At 44.1% G+C, this 16,610-nt stretch carries 16 protein-coding genes and 2 pseudogenes; 5 read left to right on the top strand and 13 right to left on the bottom strand.

Annotated features, from left to right (window positions below; genetic code table 11):
* Positions 1-44: 44 nt before the first annotated feature.
* Together BN1067_RS05530 and BN1067_RS05525 are read left to right on the top strand one after the other, a co-directional pair.
* Positions 45-1,052: an NADP-dependent oxidoreductase gene (locus tag BN1067_RS05530; protein WP_053217891.1), complete on the top strand. Its 1,008-nt coding sequence runs from the start codon at positions 45-47 to the stop codon at positions 1,050-1,052.
* A 563-nt stretch (positions 1,053-1,615) separates the two neighbouring features.
* The gene (locus tag BN1067_RS05525; RefSeq protein ID WP_053217955.1) at positions 1,616-2,344 is read left to right on the top strand and encodes a C39 family peptidase; all 729 of its coding nucleotides are present in this window, start codon (positions 1,616-1,618) and stop codon (positions 2,342-2,344) included.
* A gap of 51 nt (positions 2,345-2,395) precedes the next feature.
* On the opposite strand, the gene BN1067_RS05520 is transcribed toward BN1067_RS05525, so the two are convergent.
* The 12 genes and pseudogenes from BN1067_RS05520 to BN1067_RS05470 form a co-directional block, all read right to left on the bottom strand.
* Complete coding sequence (locus tag BN1067_RS05520) at positions 2,396-3,322, bottom strand: fumarylacetoacetate hydrolase family protein (RefSeq protein ID WP_053217890.1); 927 nt, start codon at positions 3,320-3,322, stop codon at positions 2,396-2,398.
* Between the two features lie 130 nt (positions 3,323-3,452).
* Positions 3,453-4,709, bottom strand: coding sequence for a group II intron reverse transcriptase/maturase (gene ltrA, locus BN1067_RS05515; protein ID WP_053217889.1), 1,257 nt, complete (start codon positions 4,707-4,709; stop codon positions 3,453-3,455).
* A 159-nt stretch (positions 4,710-4,868) separates the two neighbouring features.
* Entirely contained in the window at positions 4,869-5,039 is a 171-nt protein-coding gene (locus BN1067_RS19780; RefSeq protein ID WP_199868474.1) for a hypothetical protein, read from the bottom strand.
* 257 nt (positions 5,040-5,296) lie between these two features.
* Entirely contained in the window at positions 5,297-7,219 is a 1,923-nt protein-coding gene (locus tag BN1067_RS05510; RefSeq protein WP_053217888.1) for a BglG family transcription antiterminator, read from the bottom strand.
* Between the two features lie 143 nt (positions 7,220-7,362).
* Positions 7,363-8,682, bottom strand: a complete 1,320-nt coding sequence (locus BN1067_RS05505) for a 6-phospho-beta-glucosidase (RefSeq protein WP_053217887.1) — start codon at positions 8,680-8,682, stop codon at positions 7,363-7,365.
* A 131-nt stretch (positions 8,683-8,813) separates the two neighbouring features.
* Positions 8,814-10,202 (bottom strand): glycoside hydrolase family 1 protein, encoded by a 1,389-nt coding sequence (locus BN1067_RS05500; protein WP_053217886.1) that lies wholly within the window; start codon positions 10,200-10,202, stop codon positions 8,814-8,816.
* A 15-nt stretch (positions 10,203-10,217) separates the two neighbouring features.
* Positions 10,218-10,523, bottom strand: a complete 306-nt coding sequence (locus BN1067_RS05495) for a PTS lactose/cellobiose transporter subunit IIA (protein WP_053217885.1) — start codon at positions 10,521-10,523, stop codon at positions 10,218-10,220.
* Positions 10,524-10,557: 34 nt separating this feature from the next.
* Positions 10,558-10,881 (bottom strand): annotated as a pseudogene (locus BN1067_RS20685) (oligo-beta-mannoside permease IIC protein); the annotation flags it as partial.
* Positions 10,844-11,410: pseudogene (locus tag BN1067_RS05485) on the bottom strand (glycoside hydrolase family 1 protein); the annotation flags it as partial. The pseudogenes BN1067_RS20685 and BN1067_RS05485, both read right to left, overlap by 38 nt.
* A 15-nt stretch (positions 11,411-11,425) precedes the next feature.
* A complete protein-coding gene (locus BN1067_RS05480) occupies positions 11,426-11,731 on the bottom strand; it encodes a PTS lactose/cellobiose transporter subunit IIA (protein WP_053217885.1) in 306 nt (101 codons plus the stop codon).
* Between the two features lie 34 nt (positions 11,732-11,765).
* On the bottom strand, positions 11,766-13,097 hold the full coding sequence (gene celB, locus BN1067_RS05475; RefSeq protein ID WP_053217884.1) for a PTS cellobiose transporter subunit IIC: 1,332 nt from the start codon (positions 13,095-13,097) through the stop codon (positions 11,766-11,768).
* Between the two features lie 95 nt (positions 13,098-13,192).
* On the bottom strand, positions 13,193-13,501 hold the full coding sequence (locus BN1067_RS05470) for a PTS sugar transporter subunit IIB (RefSeq protein WP_053217883.1): 309 nt from the start codon (positions 13,499-13,501) through the stop codon (positions 13,193-13,195).
* A gap of 836 nt (positions 13,502-14,337) precedes the next feature.
* Between BN1067_RS05470 and BN1067_RS05455 the strand changes: the two genes are divergently transcribed.
* The 3 genes from BN1067_RS05455 to BN1067_RS19775 all read left to right on the top strand — a co-directional run bounded on the left by BN1067_RS05455 (position 14,338) and on the right by BN1067_RS19775 (position 15,568).
* Positions 14,338-14,694, top strand: a complete 357-nt coding sequence (locus BN1067_RS05455; RefSeq protein WP_053217881.1) for a MerR family transcriptional regulator — start codon at positions 14,338-14,340, stop codon at positions 14,692-14,694.
* 282 nt (positions 14,695-14,976) lie between these two features.
* Positions 14,977-15,333, top strand: a complete 357-nt coding sequence (locus tag BN1067_RS05450; RefSeq protein WP_053217880.1) for a hypothetical protein — start codon at positions 14,977-14,979, stop codon at positions 15,331-15,333.
* A gap of 64 nt (positions 15,334-15,397) precedes the next feature.
* Positions 15,398-15,568: a hypothetical protein gene (locus BN1067_RS19775; RefSeq protein ID WP_199868473.1), complete on the top strand. Its 171-nt coding sequence runs from the start codon at positions 15,398-15,400 to the stop codon at positions 15,566-15,568.
* A gap of 131 nt (positions 15,569-15,699) precedes the next feature.
* Here the strand turns inward: BN1067_RS19775 and BN1067_RS05445 are convergent, their stop codons facing one another.
* On the bottom strand, positions 15,700-16,596 hold the full coding sequence (locus BN1067_RS05445; protein ID WP_053217879.1) for an NAD(P)/FAD-dependent oxidoreductase: 897 nt from the start codon (positions 16,594-16,596) through the stop codon (positions 15,700-15,702).
* Between the last annotated feature and the right edge of the window lie 14 nt (positions 16,597-16,610).

Here is a 16,610-nt window from a genome sequence, read left to right as displayed (position 1 = left end):
TACCATTTAAATAGAAACTACTTTTATACGAAAGGGAGAGAAGCATGACTGAAAATCAGGAAATCCAATTAGTAAAAAGGCCAGAAGCAATGCCGACTGAAGAACATATTCAACGCGTGGAGACGGAAATGCCGGTGCCCGGGGAAAATGAGGTACTGCTAAAGACCCTTTATGTATCGGTCGATCCGTATATGAGAGGACGGATGAGCAATGCCAAATCGTATGTGGAACCTTTTGCCTTACATGAGGCGATCAACGGCGGAGTCATTGCGCAGGTAGTGGAATCCAATGCAGACAGGCTAGCACCCGGCGATGTGGTTACAGGGACCTTGCCATGGGCAAAGTATTCCACAGCACCAGCCGACGGACTTCGAAAAATAGACCCTGACCTAGGCCCTGTCACCACTTCGTTGGGTGTTTTAGGAATGCCTGGTTTAACCGCTTATTTCGGTCTTACCGATATCGGCAGGCCGGAAAAAGGGGAAACAGTCGTCGTATCTGCTGCAGCAGGAGCAGTTGGGTCTGTTGTCGTGCAAATTGCCAAAATTTATGGTGCTCATGTCGTGGGAATAGCAGGCAGTGAGGAAAAAAACCGTTATTTAACAGAAGAGCTAGGGGTCGACAAGGCAATTAATTATAAATCCGATCACTTCCGGGAGGCATTGGCTGAAGCATGTCCGAATGGGGTCGATGTTTATTTTGATAATGTAGGAGGAGAAGTATCGGATGCTGTGTACCCACTGCTGAATGATTTCGCGAGAATTCCGCAATGCGGATCGATTGCTACCTATAATGATCCAGATGCCCAGGGACCGAGATTGCAAATGTATATCGTCAAATCCCGTGCGCTTGTAAAAGGTTTCATCGTTAGTGATTACCAGTCCAGATTCAAAGAAGGCTTTTCCAAACTGGCAGAATGGGTCGAAAGTGGGAAACTCTCCTATAAAGAAACCATAAAAGAAGGCTTCGAACAAATTCCAGAAGCATTTTTTGGACTGTTCACCGGTGAAAACATTGGTAAGCAGCTTGTGAGAATAGCAGAGAAGGCGTAAAACAAGTTACAAGCAGATTTGACGGAAGAGCCAGGTAATGCAGCTCGAAAAGGGCAATCTATCAAGCCGATCGACGATCGACAACTCCCGACACTCTTGGACAAATTGAGCAATCCAGGTCATTTTCTTTCTATGAATCTTGTACTATAATAAGCACTAATTCAGAAGTACAAAGGAAGTTGATTGGATTGAAAAAATCGCTTATTCTTGTAGCGTTTTTATGCATAGCATCTATTAGTTATCTATTCTATAAAACAGCTGTGCAGCCTGCTAAGATGGAAGAAAAAACAGCTTCAGCGGAGACGGCCAAAAAACCAGCCACGACTCCCGTGACCAAGTCTGAAGCGAAGCTACAGATTAAAGAAAAACAACTCGAAAATCCGGTACTGCGGAAAGGAAAGCAATATTACTTACCAGTGGATCCCATTTTGACCTATCACCCTTCGATCAAGCTTGCTTACGATTCCTTATTACAGGTGGCTACTGCTACGGTCGAGGAAGAACAAATTCATTTTCCCCAATCCAAGCAACAGAGCCAACAGGAAAAGCTGCAAGCCTTAAAAATGAATGGAGTTAACCAGGAACAAGTGCTTGCTTATGGCCATAAGCTCTATGCCACTGCCGATTTTTTAAAGCAGCTCGATATTCCGATAACCGTAGAAGAACAAACAGCAGACCCTTTATTCATACTGGACATTCCGGAAGAAAAAGCAGACCTGCCACTCGATGTACCACTTATCGAACAAATGGCGGCACCCCGTCTGTATAACGGATGTGAGGTAACAAGTCTGGCGATGATCCTGAATTATCATGGATACGATGTAACGAAAAACGAATTGGCGGAAAACGTGAATGTTGTCCCGCTCACTTATGAAAATGGGCTTAAAGGGGATCCGAATGAAGGGTTTGTCGGAAACATGGCAGACGGTCCGGGACTTGGAGTTTATCATGGACCGATGATGGATTTAGCCCGTAAATATGTCGGTGATCGAGCAGTTGATCTAACTGGCAGCAATCCGGACGCCATCTATCAAGCATTGGATAATAGCCATCCGGTTTGGATCATTACCACCTCTTCCTTTGCTCCTGCCGGCGGGTTTGAAACCTGGCAGACTCCAAATGGAGAGGTAGAGGTTACATTCAGCCTCCACAGCGTGGCAGTTACCGGATATGAGGACGACTATGTTTATATCAACGACCCATACGGTGGAAAGAACAAACAAGTGGACAGGGAAAATTTTGAAAAGGCCTGGATACAAATGGGCAGCCAGGCGATCGTGATTGAAGAATGATTTGATACACGAAGAAACCCTGTGCAGCTTTGATAAGCTGCACAGGGTTTTTTATGCGTCCTGGTCGATAACGATGTTTTCCATGCGGCCTATTTTTTCAATTTCCATCGTCACACGGTCTCCCGCCTTCAAGAATTGTGGAGGATCCATCGCAAAGCCGACACCATGTGGAGTCCCGGTCAGAATAATATCGCCGGGTTCCAACGTCATTAAATCCGAGACGAAGGAGACGAGATAGGGAACATCGAAAATGAGCTCGCTCGTATTGGAAGACTGTCGCTGCTCGCCGTTGATAAATGACTTCACCTCAAGGTTACCGGGATCTGCAATTTCATCAGCAGTTACAACCCACGGACCGATCGGCGTACTTCTGTCCAGCGTCTTTCCTTGCAGCCATTGCGGGGTTCGTTTTTGTAAGTCACGCGCTGAAACATCATTGCCAATCGTGTAACCAGCAATATATGGAATGGCCTCCTCTTTGGTAACCTTCTTCGCGCGTTTTCCGATTACTACTGCAAGCTCCACTTCATAATCAAGTTTTTCCGTAGCAGTTGATTTTTCGATTTTATCTTCTGGCCCGATTAGCGCGTTGGTAAATTTAGCAAACAGCACTGGGTGTTCAGGGATAATACTGTTCATTTCTTTCACGTGATCCGCATAATTGGTACCAACACAAATGACTTTTCCTGGGTTGGACACGGGCAGTTCAAGCTTTACCTCCGTCCGACCCACTTCAGCACTCGCCACCTGATGTTCCGCCACATATGCGAGGGCCGCCTTGGCTTGATGGATGCCGGTTTGGCCTATCCTATAAAAAGCCATCGGATCGGATGGCAGCAACTTTTCACCTGCTTCCTCGCCCTGTGACAGAAGAAAATGTCTGTGCCCTTCCTCAAGGTCGATAATCCGGTCCCCATCGATGGCTCCGATACGGACATTCCCTAGCTTATTTTTATACGTATAGCTGACCAGTTTCATCTTCTCTCCCCACTTTCAAAAGATTTCGGCAATTATTGTCTTCTCCATTATAACAAATCGAGTAGGAGGAGGCGATTAACCTCCGTCCTCTCACACCACCGTACATACGGCCCCGTATACGGCGGTTTCCTTAAGATTGACGTAAGAAAATATATCGTTGGTATAAACTGCGTAACCCTAAACGATTCCAGTAAGAGTTGTTTAGGGTTTTGTGTAGTATCGGACTATCCGCAATTCGCCAGTAGCCTTTTCGGGTATTCGCCCATTCAAGGGCTCTCCACCCTGGAACCCCTAGAGCTATCAGTTTTCTTTTACGGGTCTTTGGGCGTTTCCATTCTTTCCAAAGACACATCCTCAGCCGGCGGCGAATCCAGGCATCCAGTCTCGAGAAGATACTTTTCGTATCTGCCAGAGCGAAATATCCGCACCAACCAATAAGATATTGATTCAGCTTCCGAATACGGTATTCCATACTCCATCCCTTCGACCTCGATGTTAACTCCCGGATCTTTTCCTTCAGACGCTTGACACTTCTCTGGTGTACGCGCACCTTCGGTGTCCCGTATGAGGTGAAACTGAAGCCTAGGAACTTCCTTCTCCATGGTCGGTCGACAGCTGACTTCTTCCGGTTCACTTTTAGGTGAAGTTTCTTTTCAATGAAAGTAGTGATGGCGTTCATCACCCGATAGCCTGCTTTCCGAGAGGATACATAGATATGAAAGTCATCCGCGTACCGGACGAAGCGATGCCCCCTCTTTTCCAGTTCTTTATCCAATTCATGAAGAACGATATTTGCCAGAAGCGGACTTAACGGACCACCTTGCGGCGTCCCTTCACTTGAACGTACGCATACCCCATTCATGAGAATCCCGGATTTCACATACCGTTTGATAATCCTGAGAAGTTTGCTGTCTTTGATGGACTTCGCCAGAAGTCCCATTAACTTGTCATGATTGACCTTATCGAAGAATTTCTCCAAATCCATGTCGACAACCCAGCGGTTGCCTTCCCGGATATAGCTTTTCGCCCTGCGTATTGCCTGATGAGCGTTTCGTTTCGGGCGAAACCCATAGCTGTGTTCCGAGAAGATAGGGTCAAAAACCTTGGTTAGTTCTTGGGCTATGGCTTGTTGGATGAAACGGTCCACCACGGTTGGGATACCTAACAGCCTTACTCCACCGTCTGGTTTCGGGATTTCGACTCGACGTACGGGAGCAGGTTGATAGGTCCCTTTCTCGAGTTCAGAACGCAGGGTAGACCAGTGTTCCATTACATGGCTTCGCAGGTTTTGTACGGGCATGTGGTCGACACCCTGACTCCCTTTATTGCGTTCCACGCGTTTCAATGCTTGTATGAGATTTTCCCGTGATAAAATGCGTTCCATCATTCGATATCTCTCCTACGCGAGCGGTGTTCTTTCTTCGTTTCATCTTCTGTTCCACCCTCTCAAAGTCCCCGCGGACTTCACCACTTCCTCCTTTGAGCAGGCTCCTACGGAGTTGGCTATGTCTTTACAGAAGGATGCATCCGAAAGGACCGCTCTTCCTTAAAGATTCGGTCCTTCCCTACGTGTCTCGAGCCACATAGGTACTACGACCTCGGCTGACTTCTGCCGGTTCAGCTGTCCATCACTGAACAGGTTGCGAAGGGCACTTCGCGTTTCCGGCAGACCTCCCCGGGTAAGTGCGCAAACTTCCTCTCCATGTACCCGCCTCATTTACTGACACTCCCTTCGGCCATTAGGATTTTGGTGTGTTCTGCCACCTCGTCCCAGCGTGTCAGCCTTCTATGAGATTCGTGTTCCTCGGGTCGGAGATTTGCCTCCGGCTTCCTTCAGATTCCGGGTCGCCCCGGACACCCTTGCCTTCAGCTAACGGTTACAATGGCCTTCACCGTTCGGGACTTGAACCCTAGAGCGTGCGCACATGCCAGGCACACAGAAAAAAGCATTCAATTTGTTGAATGCTTTTTCGCTTACTTGGGAAGTATCTGCATAAACGCTTCGTATGTCTGGGCTTTTAACAATTTTTGTACGATATTCGGATCATCGATTACCCTCCCGAGCAAATCATACATGGACTGCAAATCTGCTGTGCTGTTCTTCTCCACACTCAGCAGGCAGACAAATTGGACACGCTTCCCGCTCCAGTCAATCGCTCTTTTTAACGTACAAAACGCGAGAAAGGTTTGGTTCGACTGCGGTGTGATCGGGTGGGGAACCGCCACCAAATTTCCAAAAGCCGTAGGTGCTACTTCCTCTCTTTCCTCAACCGCAGACAGGAAAGTCTCGTCCACTAGTTGTCTCTCCGTCAATGTTTCGGAAAAAAACTCCAGTACTTCTTGTTTGGAAGTAAAATCCTGCTGAAGAAAAATCAAATCCTTCTTAAAGTAGTCAGCGAATCGATTTTCTGTACCGGAAACAAACGATTTGATCTTTTCCAAATCCGTTTCCCCAAGGATGGTGTTCACTTCGATAACCGGTACCGGCAGCTGTTCCGAAATCGGTATGGAACTGACAATAAAATCAATCTCGTCGAAAGAAGCCTGGTTCAATCGATAGTATTCGGTTGTGCCTACCACATCCAGCTTTTCCCCGAATTGTGATTTCAATTTATAAAACAACAATTGAGCGCTGCCCATCCCGGAGGCACAGACCACCAGGCATCGTTTCGGTCCTGTTTTCAGCTTTTGCCTTTCTATGGCTGCCCCGATGTGGAGCGCCAAATAGCCAATTTCATTTTCATCGATCTTGGCACCTGTATATTCTTCCAGAACAAGGCCCGCAATCAGGCCAGCTTCAAACGCCAACGGATAATTCGCTTTGATATCCTCCAGCATGGGGTTCCTTATGTTCATGCCATATTTATATCGATTGATGGCAGGCTTCAGGTGCAAGCCCAGGCTGATAATCAATTCCTGATCCTGTTTGATTCCCAAAGCCAGCTTTTCTTCCATTCGGTCGAGGATACGCATTACCACCTGGTAAATATCATCCTCCATTACCTGGTCGATCTCCATGCTGGTCTGATAAATCATTTTTGTCCCTAATAAATGAATGGCAATATAAGCGATCTCTTCCTGTGGAAATGCGACGTGAAAGCTTTCCTCGACCCGATTGACCATTTTCTTGGCAACCTGGTACTCTTTCTTGTCGATGATATCGTCTAAATCTATATTATATAAAGAAACGTGGTATCCGTTTTTTATTCGCTGATAGGCGATGGCCAAATGGATGAATAGATTGTTAATGGCTATGTCAGATAACGTAAGTCCATTTTCCTTGATCTGGTTAAGGATGATTTTCCAAATTACCGTCAAGTCTTCCTTTGCCAAAGAGGTGAGTTGGGCATTCAATAAACTTTGCCCTGCCTCTTCACTTCGGTCAAAGATGTATTCAGCCATGCAAAAACGAAGCTTCAGTTCACTTCCTGTAGCTTTCAAGCCATAATTCGGACGGCTTTCCAGATGAATATCGTAGTTGGCTAATATTTTTTTGGCATTTTTTAAATCGTTTTGTATCGTCGATTTGCTGATGTGCATTTCATCTGCCAGGTCATCCAGCTTCAAGAAGCCGTCCGCAAGCAACAGCCGACGGATCAAATAAGAAATCCGTTCCTCTGGAAGAACTGGAATGAGCATAGCCTCCCCTGTTTGTTCATTCAGTACATCGTGAAGAAAATGGCGGAACTTTTGATCATCTTCAATGTGAAGGTTGTAACCAGTTCCACGAATCGATTCGACGAAGGCTCCATTTGGAGATAGGATTGCATCGAGTTGTTTAACATCCTGTCGCGTCGTCCTGGAGGTAACCTGATTGATGTTGGCCAGATAATCACTGGTCAGAGGTGAACGAGCCGCCATCAATTCACGTAGTATCTTCGTGCTTCGGGAGTTCATCCAAATGCCTCCTTTCTTACATGCTTGCCCAAAAATACTTTATTCCATCCCTCACGCGGAAAAAGGTTCTGATAACATCAGAACCTTTTTCCAACAGATCGGATTTTGCAATGCATATTGGCAGTTTCGGTGCTGTCCTTCTATTATACTACTGTTTGAAAAAATCGCGGCAAAAATTCTTTATGAGCTTCTAGCATTTCATCAAGTATCTGTTTTGCAACAGTGTCGGAAGGAACAAGTGGATTGATCGTCATTGCCAGTAGTGCTTTTTGGTAATCACCTGTAACAGCCGCTTCGGCAGCTACCCTTTCAAACGATTTGATTTGCTGAACGAGTCCTTGTACCGGCACAGGTAATTCACCTACCTGAATCGGTTTCGGGCCATCCTTAGTAATCACGCAATTGACCTCCACTGCCGACTCTGCAGGAATTCCAGAAATGGCTCCATTGTTCCTCGTATTGACCGGTTGGATATCGCCTCTATTATTGTAAATCGAGTCGATCAGACTGCAGGCAGCATCACTGTAGTAAGCTCCTCCCCGCTCTTCCAACTGTGGTGGTTTGATCGCCAGTTCCGGATTGCTGTACAGTTCGAACAGTTCCTTTTCCAGCTGCTGGACAACCTCAGCACGAGAACCGGCTTCATCTGCTTCCTTCTTCTCCTGGGCAAGCATTTTGTCGGTCTGATAGTAATAGCGATGATACGGGCACGGAAGAATTTGCAATGCTTGGATGAATTCCGGCTCCCACCCAAGGTCAACGATGTTTTTCATCGTCATGCTTTCTCCGCTTGTTAGTTTATCCAACACCTGGCTGGTGACTTCTTTTCCGTCCAGGTAGACACGAAGACCGAACACCATATGGTTCAGACCTGCAAAATCAATGTGTATCCGATCTGGCTCGACCTCGAGCATTTCCGCCACGCTCATACGCATACCGATCGGCACGTTGCATAGGCCGACCGTCTTTTTTATGTTACTGTAGCGCAATACCGCTTCCGTCACCATCCCCGCTGGATTGGAAAAGTTTATCAACCAGGCATCCGGGCACAGCGCTTCAATGTCCTTGCATATATCCAAAATCACCGGAATGGTGCGCAGTCCCTTAAATAACCCACCGGGGCCATTGGTCTCCTGTCCGATTACATCATATTTTAACGGTATTTTTTCATCCTTGGCTCTGGCTTCCAGCAGTCCCACACGAAGTTGTGTCGTTACAAAATCCGCTCCCGGTAGCGCCTCCTTCCGATCATAAGAGAGTTTGATTTCCATCGGAACACCTGCTTTTTTCACCATCCGTTTAGCAAGTGCACCTACCGTTTCTAATTTTTCTTCTCCTTCCGGAATATCGACAAGCCACAATTCTTTGATCGGCAGTTCCTTATAACGCTTGATAAAACCTTCTACTAATTCGGGAGTATAGCTTGATCCGCCACCGATTGTCACTACTTTGATACCAGCCATTATTTCACGCCTCTCTATTGTTTTCGTCACACTTTGCCGGGATCCATGTCATCAGTCCCGGCGAAATTCGAAAAGAGACGCAGCGGGGTTGATTGTTTCCGCTGCGTCTCCGCTAGTCAGTCGCAGCGAGATCAAAATCCGTTATTTTCTGCAACTTGTTTGATCCAGCCTGCACTTTTCTTTGGTGTTCTTTCCTTAGTCTCGATGTCCACGGAAAAGAATCCATATCTATTCTTATAAGCATTCATCCAGGACCAATTGTCCATGAAAGACCATAAATGGTAGCCTTTTGCGTTGGCACCTTCTTCTATTGCCTTGTGAAGCCATTCCAGGTGTCCTTTGATAAATTCAATACGATAATCGTCCTGAATCTGTCCATCTTCCAAGAAACGATCTTCATCCTGTACACCCATACCATTTTCGGAAATAAAGGATTCAATGTTCCCGTAATTTTCTTTCAGGTTCATCATGATATCGTAAATGCCTTTTTCATAAATCTCCCAGCCACGATACTTGTTCATTTTACGGCCTGGCATCTCATAATGATCGAAGAACCATTCTGGCATAAATGGACTGTACGGGTTAGGCAACGTTTCCTTTGCCTTGACACGGCGAGGCTGATAGTAATTGACACCAAGCAAGTCTACCGTGTTATTTTTGATCAATTGCTTGTCGCCTGGCTCTGTCACCGGCAGCTGGCCGTGCTCTTCTAAAATATCGATCAATTCCCGCGGATATTCTCCTAACACGGAAGGATCGAGGAAGCTCCGGTTAAAGAAAAGATCAGCAATGCGGGAAGCTCTTAGATCGGCCGGGTTTTGGCTTCTTGGATAAGAAGGTGTCAAATTCAAAATAATGCCGATCTTCCCATCCTCGATTTCGAAGGTACGGAACGCTTCCACTGCCTTCGCATGTGCCACTACCGTATGATAGGCAACTTGTGCAGCCCTTTTGGCATCAACAACATTCGGATAATGAAAGTCGTATAGATAGCCGCCTTCAACCGGCACGATTGGTTCATTGAATGTAAACCACTTCTTGACGCGGTCGCCAAACAGACGAAATGCTTGCTTAGCATATGCTTCATACGCATCTACTACATCCCTGCTTTCCCAACCTCCTTCATTTTGCAGCTCCAACGGCATGTCAAAATGATACAGATTGACAAACGGTTCAATATCATTGGCAATCAATTCATCAATTACGTTGTTATAAAAAGTTACTGCTTCCTGGTTCACTTCTCCTCGGCCACCAGGGATAAGACGGGACCATGAAATCGATAGGCGGAATGTATTATGGCCGATTTGCTTCATCAGCTGGACATCTTCCTTGTATCGGTGGTAAAAGTCAGAAGTCGTCTGGGGTCCTACCCCTTCAAAAAAACGGTTTGGCTCTTTGTCGTACCATTCGTCCCATATATTCCTGCCTTTGCCGCCTTCCTTTGCCGCTCCTTCAATCTGTGTTGCAGATGTAGCACTTCCCCACCAGAACCCTTCTGGAAATTTATATTGAACAGCCATGTTGATTACCTCCTGCTACTTGTTTCGATAGATTTCGATGATTTCTACGGCTAAATCCCTAACTGTCATGGAAGTCATCAGGTGGTCCTGTGAATGGATGAGAATCACATTCACAGAAGCCCCCTCCCCACTTGCTTCCGCTTGAAGCAATTTAGTTTGATAACCGTGCGCTTTGCCCAGCTCCTCACCAGCTTCTTCGATGAGGCGGTCGGCTTCGGCAAAATTCCCTTCTTTGGCTTCCTGAATAGCTTCCATGGCACTCGATTTACCATTTCCTGCATACAAGATGATTTGAAATGCGATTTCTGTTATGTTATCCATCGGTTATTCCACCTTTAAGTCTCAAGTTAATGATTTACATGTTGACACTTTCATTTCGCTGGTCTTCAGCAGAACGTTCATTTTCGTAATATTGTTTATCCATGATTTTCAGGAACGGCCACCAAATGACAAACACGACAGCAATGTTGAACAACTGCAATGCCCCGCCTTGCCAGCTGTTTCCCGTCGCCAGGAATCCGCTCAACACGGTCGGCGTTGTCCATGGTACAATAACGCCATTTGGATAAGGTACCAAACCGGAAGCCATTGCATAATAAGTGATGAACGTAACGATAACTGGTGCGATCAGCCAAGGGATAATAATCAATGGATTCATAATGATTGNAGTCGTATAGATAGCCGCCTTCAACCGGCACGATTGGTTCATTGAATGTAAACCACTTCTTGACGCGGTCGCCAAACAGACGAAATGCTTGCTTAGCATATGCTTCATACGCATCTACTACATCCCTGCTTTCCCAACCTCCTTCATTTTGCAGCTCCAACGGCATGTCAAAATGATACAGATTGACAAACGGTTCAATATCATTGGCAATCAATTCATCAATTACGTTGTTATAAAAAGTTACTGCTTCCTGGTTCACTTCTCCTCGGCCACCAGGGATAAGACGGGACCATGAAATCGATAGGCGGAATGTATTATGGCCGATTTGCTTCATCAGCTGGACATCTTCCTTGTATCGGTGGTAAAAGTCAGAAGTCGTCTGGGGTCCTACCCCTTCAAAAAAACGGTTTGGCTCTTTGTCGTACCATTCGTCCCATATATTCCTGCCTTTGCCGCCTTCCTTTGCCGCTCCTTCAATCTGTGTTGCAGATGTAGCACTTCCCCACCAGAACCCTTCTGGAAATTTATATTGAACAGCCATGTTGATTACCTCCTGCTACTTGTTTCGATAGATTTCGATGATTTCTACGGCTAAATCCCTAACTGTCATGGAAGTCATCAGGTGGTCCTGTGAATGGATGAGAATCACATTCACAGAAGCCCCCTCCCCACTTGCTTCCGCTTGAAGCAATTTAGTTTGATAACCGTGCGCTTTGCCCAGCTCCTCACCAGCTTCTTCGATGAGGCGGTCGGCTTCGGCAAAATTCCCTTCTTTGGCTTCCTGAATAGCTTCCATGGCACTCGATTTACCATTTCCTGCATACAAGATGATTTGAAATGCGATTTCTGTTATGTTATCCATCGGTTATTCCACCTTTAAGTCTCAAGTTAATGATTTACATGTTGACACTTTCATTTCGCTGGTCTTCAGCAGAACGTTCATTTTCGTAATATTGTTTATCCATGATTTTCAGGAACGGCCACCAAATGACAAACACGACAGCAATGTTGAACAACTGCAATGCCCCGCCTTGCCAGCTGTTTCCCGTCGCCAGGAATCCGCTCAACACGGTCGGCGTTGTCCATGGTACAATAACGCCATTTGGATAAGGTACCAAACCGGAAGCCATTGCATAATAAGTGATGAACGTAACGATAACTGGTGCGATCAGCCAAGGGATAATAATCAATGGATTCATAATGATTGGAAGCCCGAATATCACCGGCTCGTTTACATTGAATATTCCTGCTGGAGCTCCCAATTTACCTAACTCTTTTAATTGTCGGCTTCGACCGATCAGGAAGATTCCGAGGATAACTGCCAAGGTCATGCCGGAACCGCCGATTCCAACAATAAAGGTATCGATAAACTGTTTGGTGACAATGTTCGGAAGTTCCTGGCCGGCATTGAAGGCATCCAGGTTTTGGTTGTTCAACGCGTACCAAATTGGATCAAAAACAGAGTTTACGATAATCTGACCGTGTAAGCCGAAGAACCAGAACAACTGGATCAACAGTACCGCCACTAATGTAGCCGGTAGTCCGCTTCCAAGTGCTGTCAGCGGTTCTTGGATCAAGGTATAAATGAAATTTTGCACCGTATCGAATGGTGTGTAACTGAAAATAATTCTGACAACCAGGAAAGTGGACAAGGTCAATGTAATCGGAATAAGCGCACTGAAGGAACGGGATACCGCTTCCGGTACGCCGGCCGGCATTTTGATTGTCCAATCTTTTTCTACGAAGAACCGGTACAATTCTGCTGCAATGAAAGCAGTGAAGATACCAAGGAACATTCCTTCTGCTCCCAAGCTGGCTGTCGGAATAACTCCGCCTACCTGTTCAATTGTTTCATTTACTTCAAACTCGATGACCTGTGGCGTAAGAATCAAAAAGGATGCCAGGGCAACCGCGCCACCATAAATCGACTCGCCCCCATAGTGTTCCGTCAACTTATAGCCAATCCCCAAAATAACGAACAAGCCCATAATACTTAGGGTGGAAGCAGATGCTGGCCCTAAGGCAGCTTGATATGCTTCATAGGCGCTATCACTTATCCAACGGTCCAGGAAAGGAAAATTGGCAATGACAACGAAAATGGAACCGAAAATGATGAACGGCAAAGCGACCATGAAACCATTTCGCAATGCAGTCAGATAACGGTTGTTATTTAATTTATCCGCTATCGGCATCAGAATATTTTCTAAAACCTCCATGAATTTGTTCATATTACTCTCCCCTTTTTTTCAAAGCGGCCTGCCTGCAGCTAAACGCTTTATGCTTAGCTGATTCAAACGGGCTCCGCTTTAATCTAATTAAGCTGTTATTCACCCATTAATTCCAATGCTTTATTCAAAACAGCTTCTCCATCGACTCTGCCGTAGGACATAGGATCGATGACATCGAGCGGAATCCCGACTTCTTCTGCTGTTTTCGAAAATTTCTTTTTCATAAAACGCATTTGCGGCCCGATCAACAGAACATCGGCACGCTCCATTTCTTTCGGTGCTTTATCCTGTGCAACAGCCCAAATTTCAGCTTCGATTCCTTTTGCCTCTGCTGCTTCTTTCATTTTCGATACCAATAAGCTAGTGGACATTCCTGCTGAACATGCGAGCAATATACGTTTCATCTATAATTCCTCCTAAGATGTTGGTTATTTTGTATCTGCCTTTATTGTATTTTACAAGCGCTTTCATGAACACACATTGTTTTTCCGTTGCACAACGGAAATGATTATGCGCTTACAATTTTTCTGTTTATGGGTTTGGTGGTGGTGAAGTGGAAAGCGCAGGGGAACTTCGGAATACCCACGAAGAATGGAAGGATGGATGATAGGTCAACAAAGCACTTAAATAATTACCTGCCCAGTTCGAGTATTAGAGAGCATTCATCACAAGTAATGAGGTCCAATAAAATAAAAAGGGATTTACTTCCAAATGAGGAAACTATGATACACTTGGATTACCTAAGTTTACTGCATGAAGGTTATTTCTTTATTCAACTAACGAGGCAGGTTAAAAAAGAATAAAATAAAGGAGATGTAAATTGGATTAGATAATAAATAAGATGATAATAACAATTGAAAAAGAAAATCGAATAATATGATGTTTGATATTAATTTTTCCATGCAAATGAATTCCATTTACTATTGCAATAGTGTGCATTAACAAAAAACAAAGGATTATAATTATGATAACTTTTGGATTATTTAGAATGAATAAGGTAGAAGTCAAGATAACGCCACCTAGTATTATTAAAACTAATGCAGACCACCTTGGTATTTTTCTTGCTTTAAATTGAAAGGCTCCACTTACCAAAGTAAGAAATCCGTAAATAACTGTAAGGGCAGTACTAATCCAAAACAAAAAAGTCATCGAAATACCTCCAATAAAAAATGTTATAAGATTATTAAAATATATGGGGTTAACCCCATGTCAATGTTTTTTGGGAAAGGGATGGTCAGATTTGAAAATTGGAGAGTTCGTAAATTTACTCAATACAACAAAGGACACTGTTCGTCATTATGAAGACTTAAAATTTATTAATCCAAAGTGGATAAATAATAATAAAGAATATGGTGAAAAAGAAGTCTTGAATTTTCAAGTGGTCAAGGAATTAAAGGAATATGGTCTAACACTAAGGGAAATTCAAATAATATTTAATTTAAAGGAAGCATATAACTGTGGTGACAAAGAACTGATTAATCAGGTGTTTGGACAACTTACTGGTCATTTAAATAGGCTTCGAAACGAAGAAGAAGATTTATGTAAAAGAAGAAAGACGTTAGAAAATGAAATAGAAAAAATAAGGGACCTAATATAATAGGAAAATATCTTGTTACAACAAATTTGATCCATTTTCTTTGCCCTAAGGTAGTTTGTGAAGAGTTGTTTGGTTAGTGGTTTATGTTTATCAAAGAAAATATATTCACGAAGTAAAATCGGAGTGTTTTCAACCAGATAAAAGAGTTATTTTTAGAATTTCTGATGGGTTATAACGGAGCTGAAATTGGATAAAAACATTTAAAAAATAAGCATGTTTGTGAAATATTGTATTTAAACTAACGGGTAGCAATAGTTAAACAAAGAACAGGGGAAGATTATTATGAGTTTGTATTTCCAAACCTATACAAATGTGCTTAAAAGAAACTTTATGTTGATCTTAATGGCGTTGGTTTTATTAGTACTTACTTTCTATTTATGGATTGGTGTTCCTATTTTTATAATTGGGATTTTCATAGTAGAACTAACATCTAATACGGCAATTACTCATTTTAGTATTTCTCTTGCAGGGGGACTCCTTTTTTCTATGTATTTTTTGCCGATCAATCTAAATGTTGCCAAGATTATTGCTGAAATAAAAAATCGAAGTGTATCGAATTCTTTTATACGCTTAGAAATGATATGGATATTAGGCGGTGCTTTATTTTTTTATATATTTATTATCCTTATTCAAGTATAGGGTGAAATACTTAAATTTGAAATTACATTGCGGCATAAATGGTTTGAAGGGCGGATAACAATTAATGAAAAAAGTAAAAACATTATTTTTTGCTGGGTTATTCTTATTACTATTAGGAATATATTTATCGACTCTTTTAATGACCCATTGGGTTGTAATCGGTACAATACTTGCTATTTTGGGTGGGCTTTTAATGGGTGGCAGCTCATTTTTCTTGCCTAAACCTCAAAAGTGACCGTATTTCTAATAAAATCACAACCTATTTTATGAAAGTACCATTTTTCTATCATTACCAACATTAAACTTTAACAGAGTCTATAGAAAAAAGGTTGCCCCATAAGCTTTTTACTTGTGGGACAGCCTTTTTCAGTGCTGTTGCTTTATTTTTTTATGGATCCAAATGGCTGCCTGCATGCCATCTCCCATCGCAATCGTCACTTGTTCCGAATGGGCGACGATATCACCGGCAGCAAACACATTCTCCACATTTGTCATTTTGGTACGTGGGTCCACGAGAATGTGCTTGTTTTTATAAAGCTCAACGCCTAGCTGCTCAGCAAGCTGGGAACGAACTTCGTTTCCACCCATTGCCACAAAAGCATGGTTCGCCTCCAGAGAACTTCCGTCAAGCAGCTTCACACCTCTGAATTGATCTCCTTCCGCCTCAATCTCAGCAATTTGCTCGGTGAACGTTTGAATACCGTATTCATTGAGCTTGCTTTGCATTTCTTCATCAATCAGCTGTTGGCCATGATTGATCAGGTGAATTTGATTGCTCCAATTTGTCAAAGCAAGTGCCATTCCCGCTCCAGCCTTTCCGGACCCGATGACGATCACTTCCTTATCCAGCACTTCAAACCCATCACAATCAGGGCATATATAAACGCTTATGCCGAGACAGGGAATTAACGCATCAAATGCCGGCAAATGATCCTTGATGCCGGTAGCAATCAGGAGGGTGTGTGATTGATAGACATTTTCTTCGGTTGCCACACAAAAAGATTCTGCTTGTTTTGATGCCTTCTCCACCGTTTCTTCGACAAATTCAATACCCAGTGCTTCTGCCTGCCGCCTCCCGGTCCGGCGCAATGTAGCACCGCTTATCCCTTCCGGCCATCCCAGAATGTTGTGGTAACAGCGGCAAAGGCTGGAACGTCCATCTTCGGCATCGATTACCAGCACCTTGTCTCGATAACGCCCCAATTGAATCGACGCCTGCAGCCCCGCTATACCTCCGCCAATAATGATGCAGTCATAAACCACCATTCCACCTCCGT

Origin of the sequence: Virgibacillus senegalensis (genome assembly GCF_000821245.2) — a bacterium.
GTDB lineage: Bacteria > Bacillota > Bacilli > Bacillales > Amphibacillaceae > Sediminibacillus > Sediminibacillus senegalensis.
The sequence above is the reverse complement of the archived record's forward strand: the minus strand, read 5'-3'. Positions and strand labels throughout refer to the sequence as shown.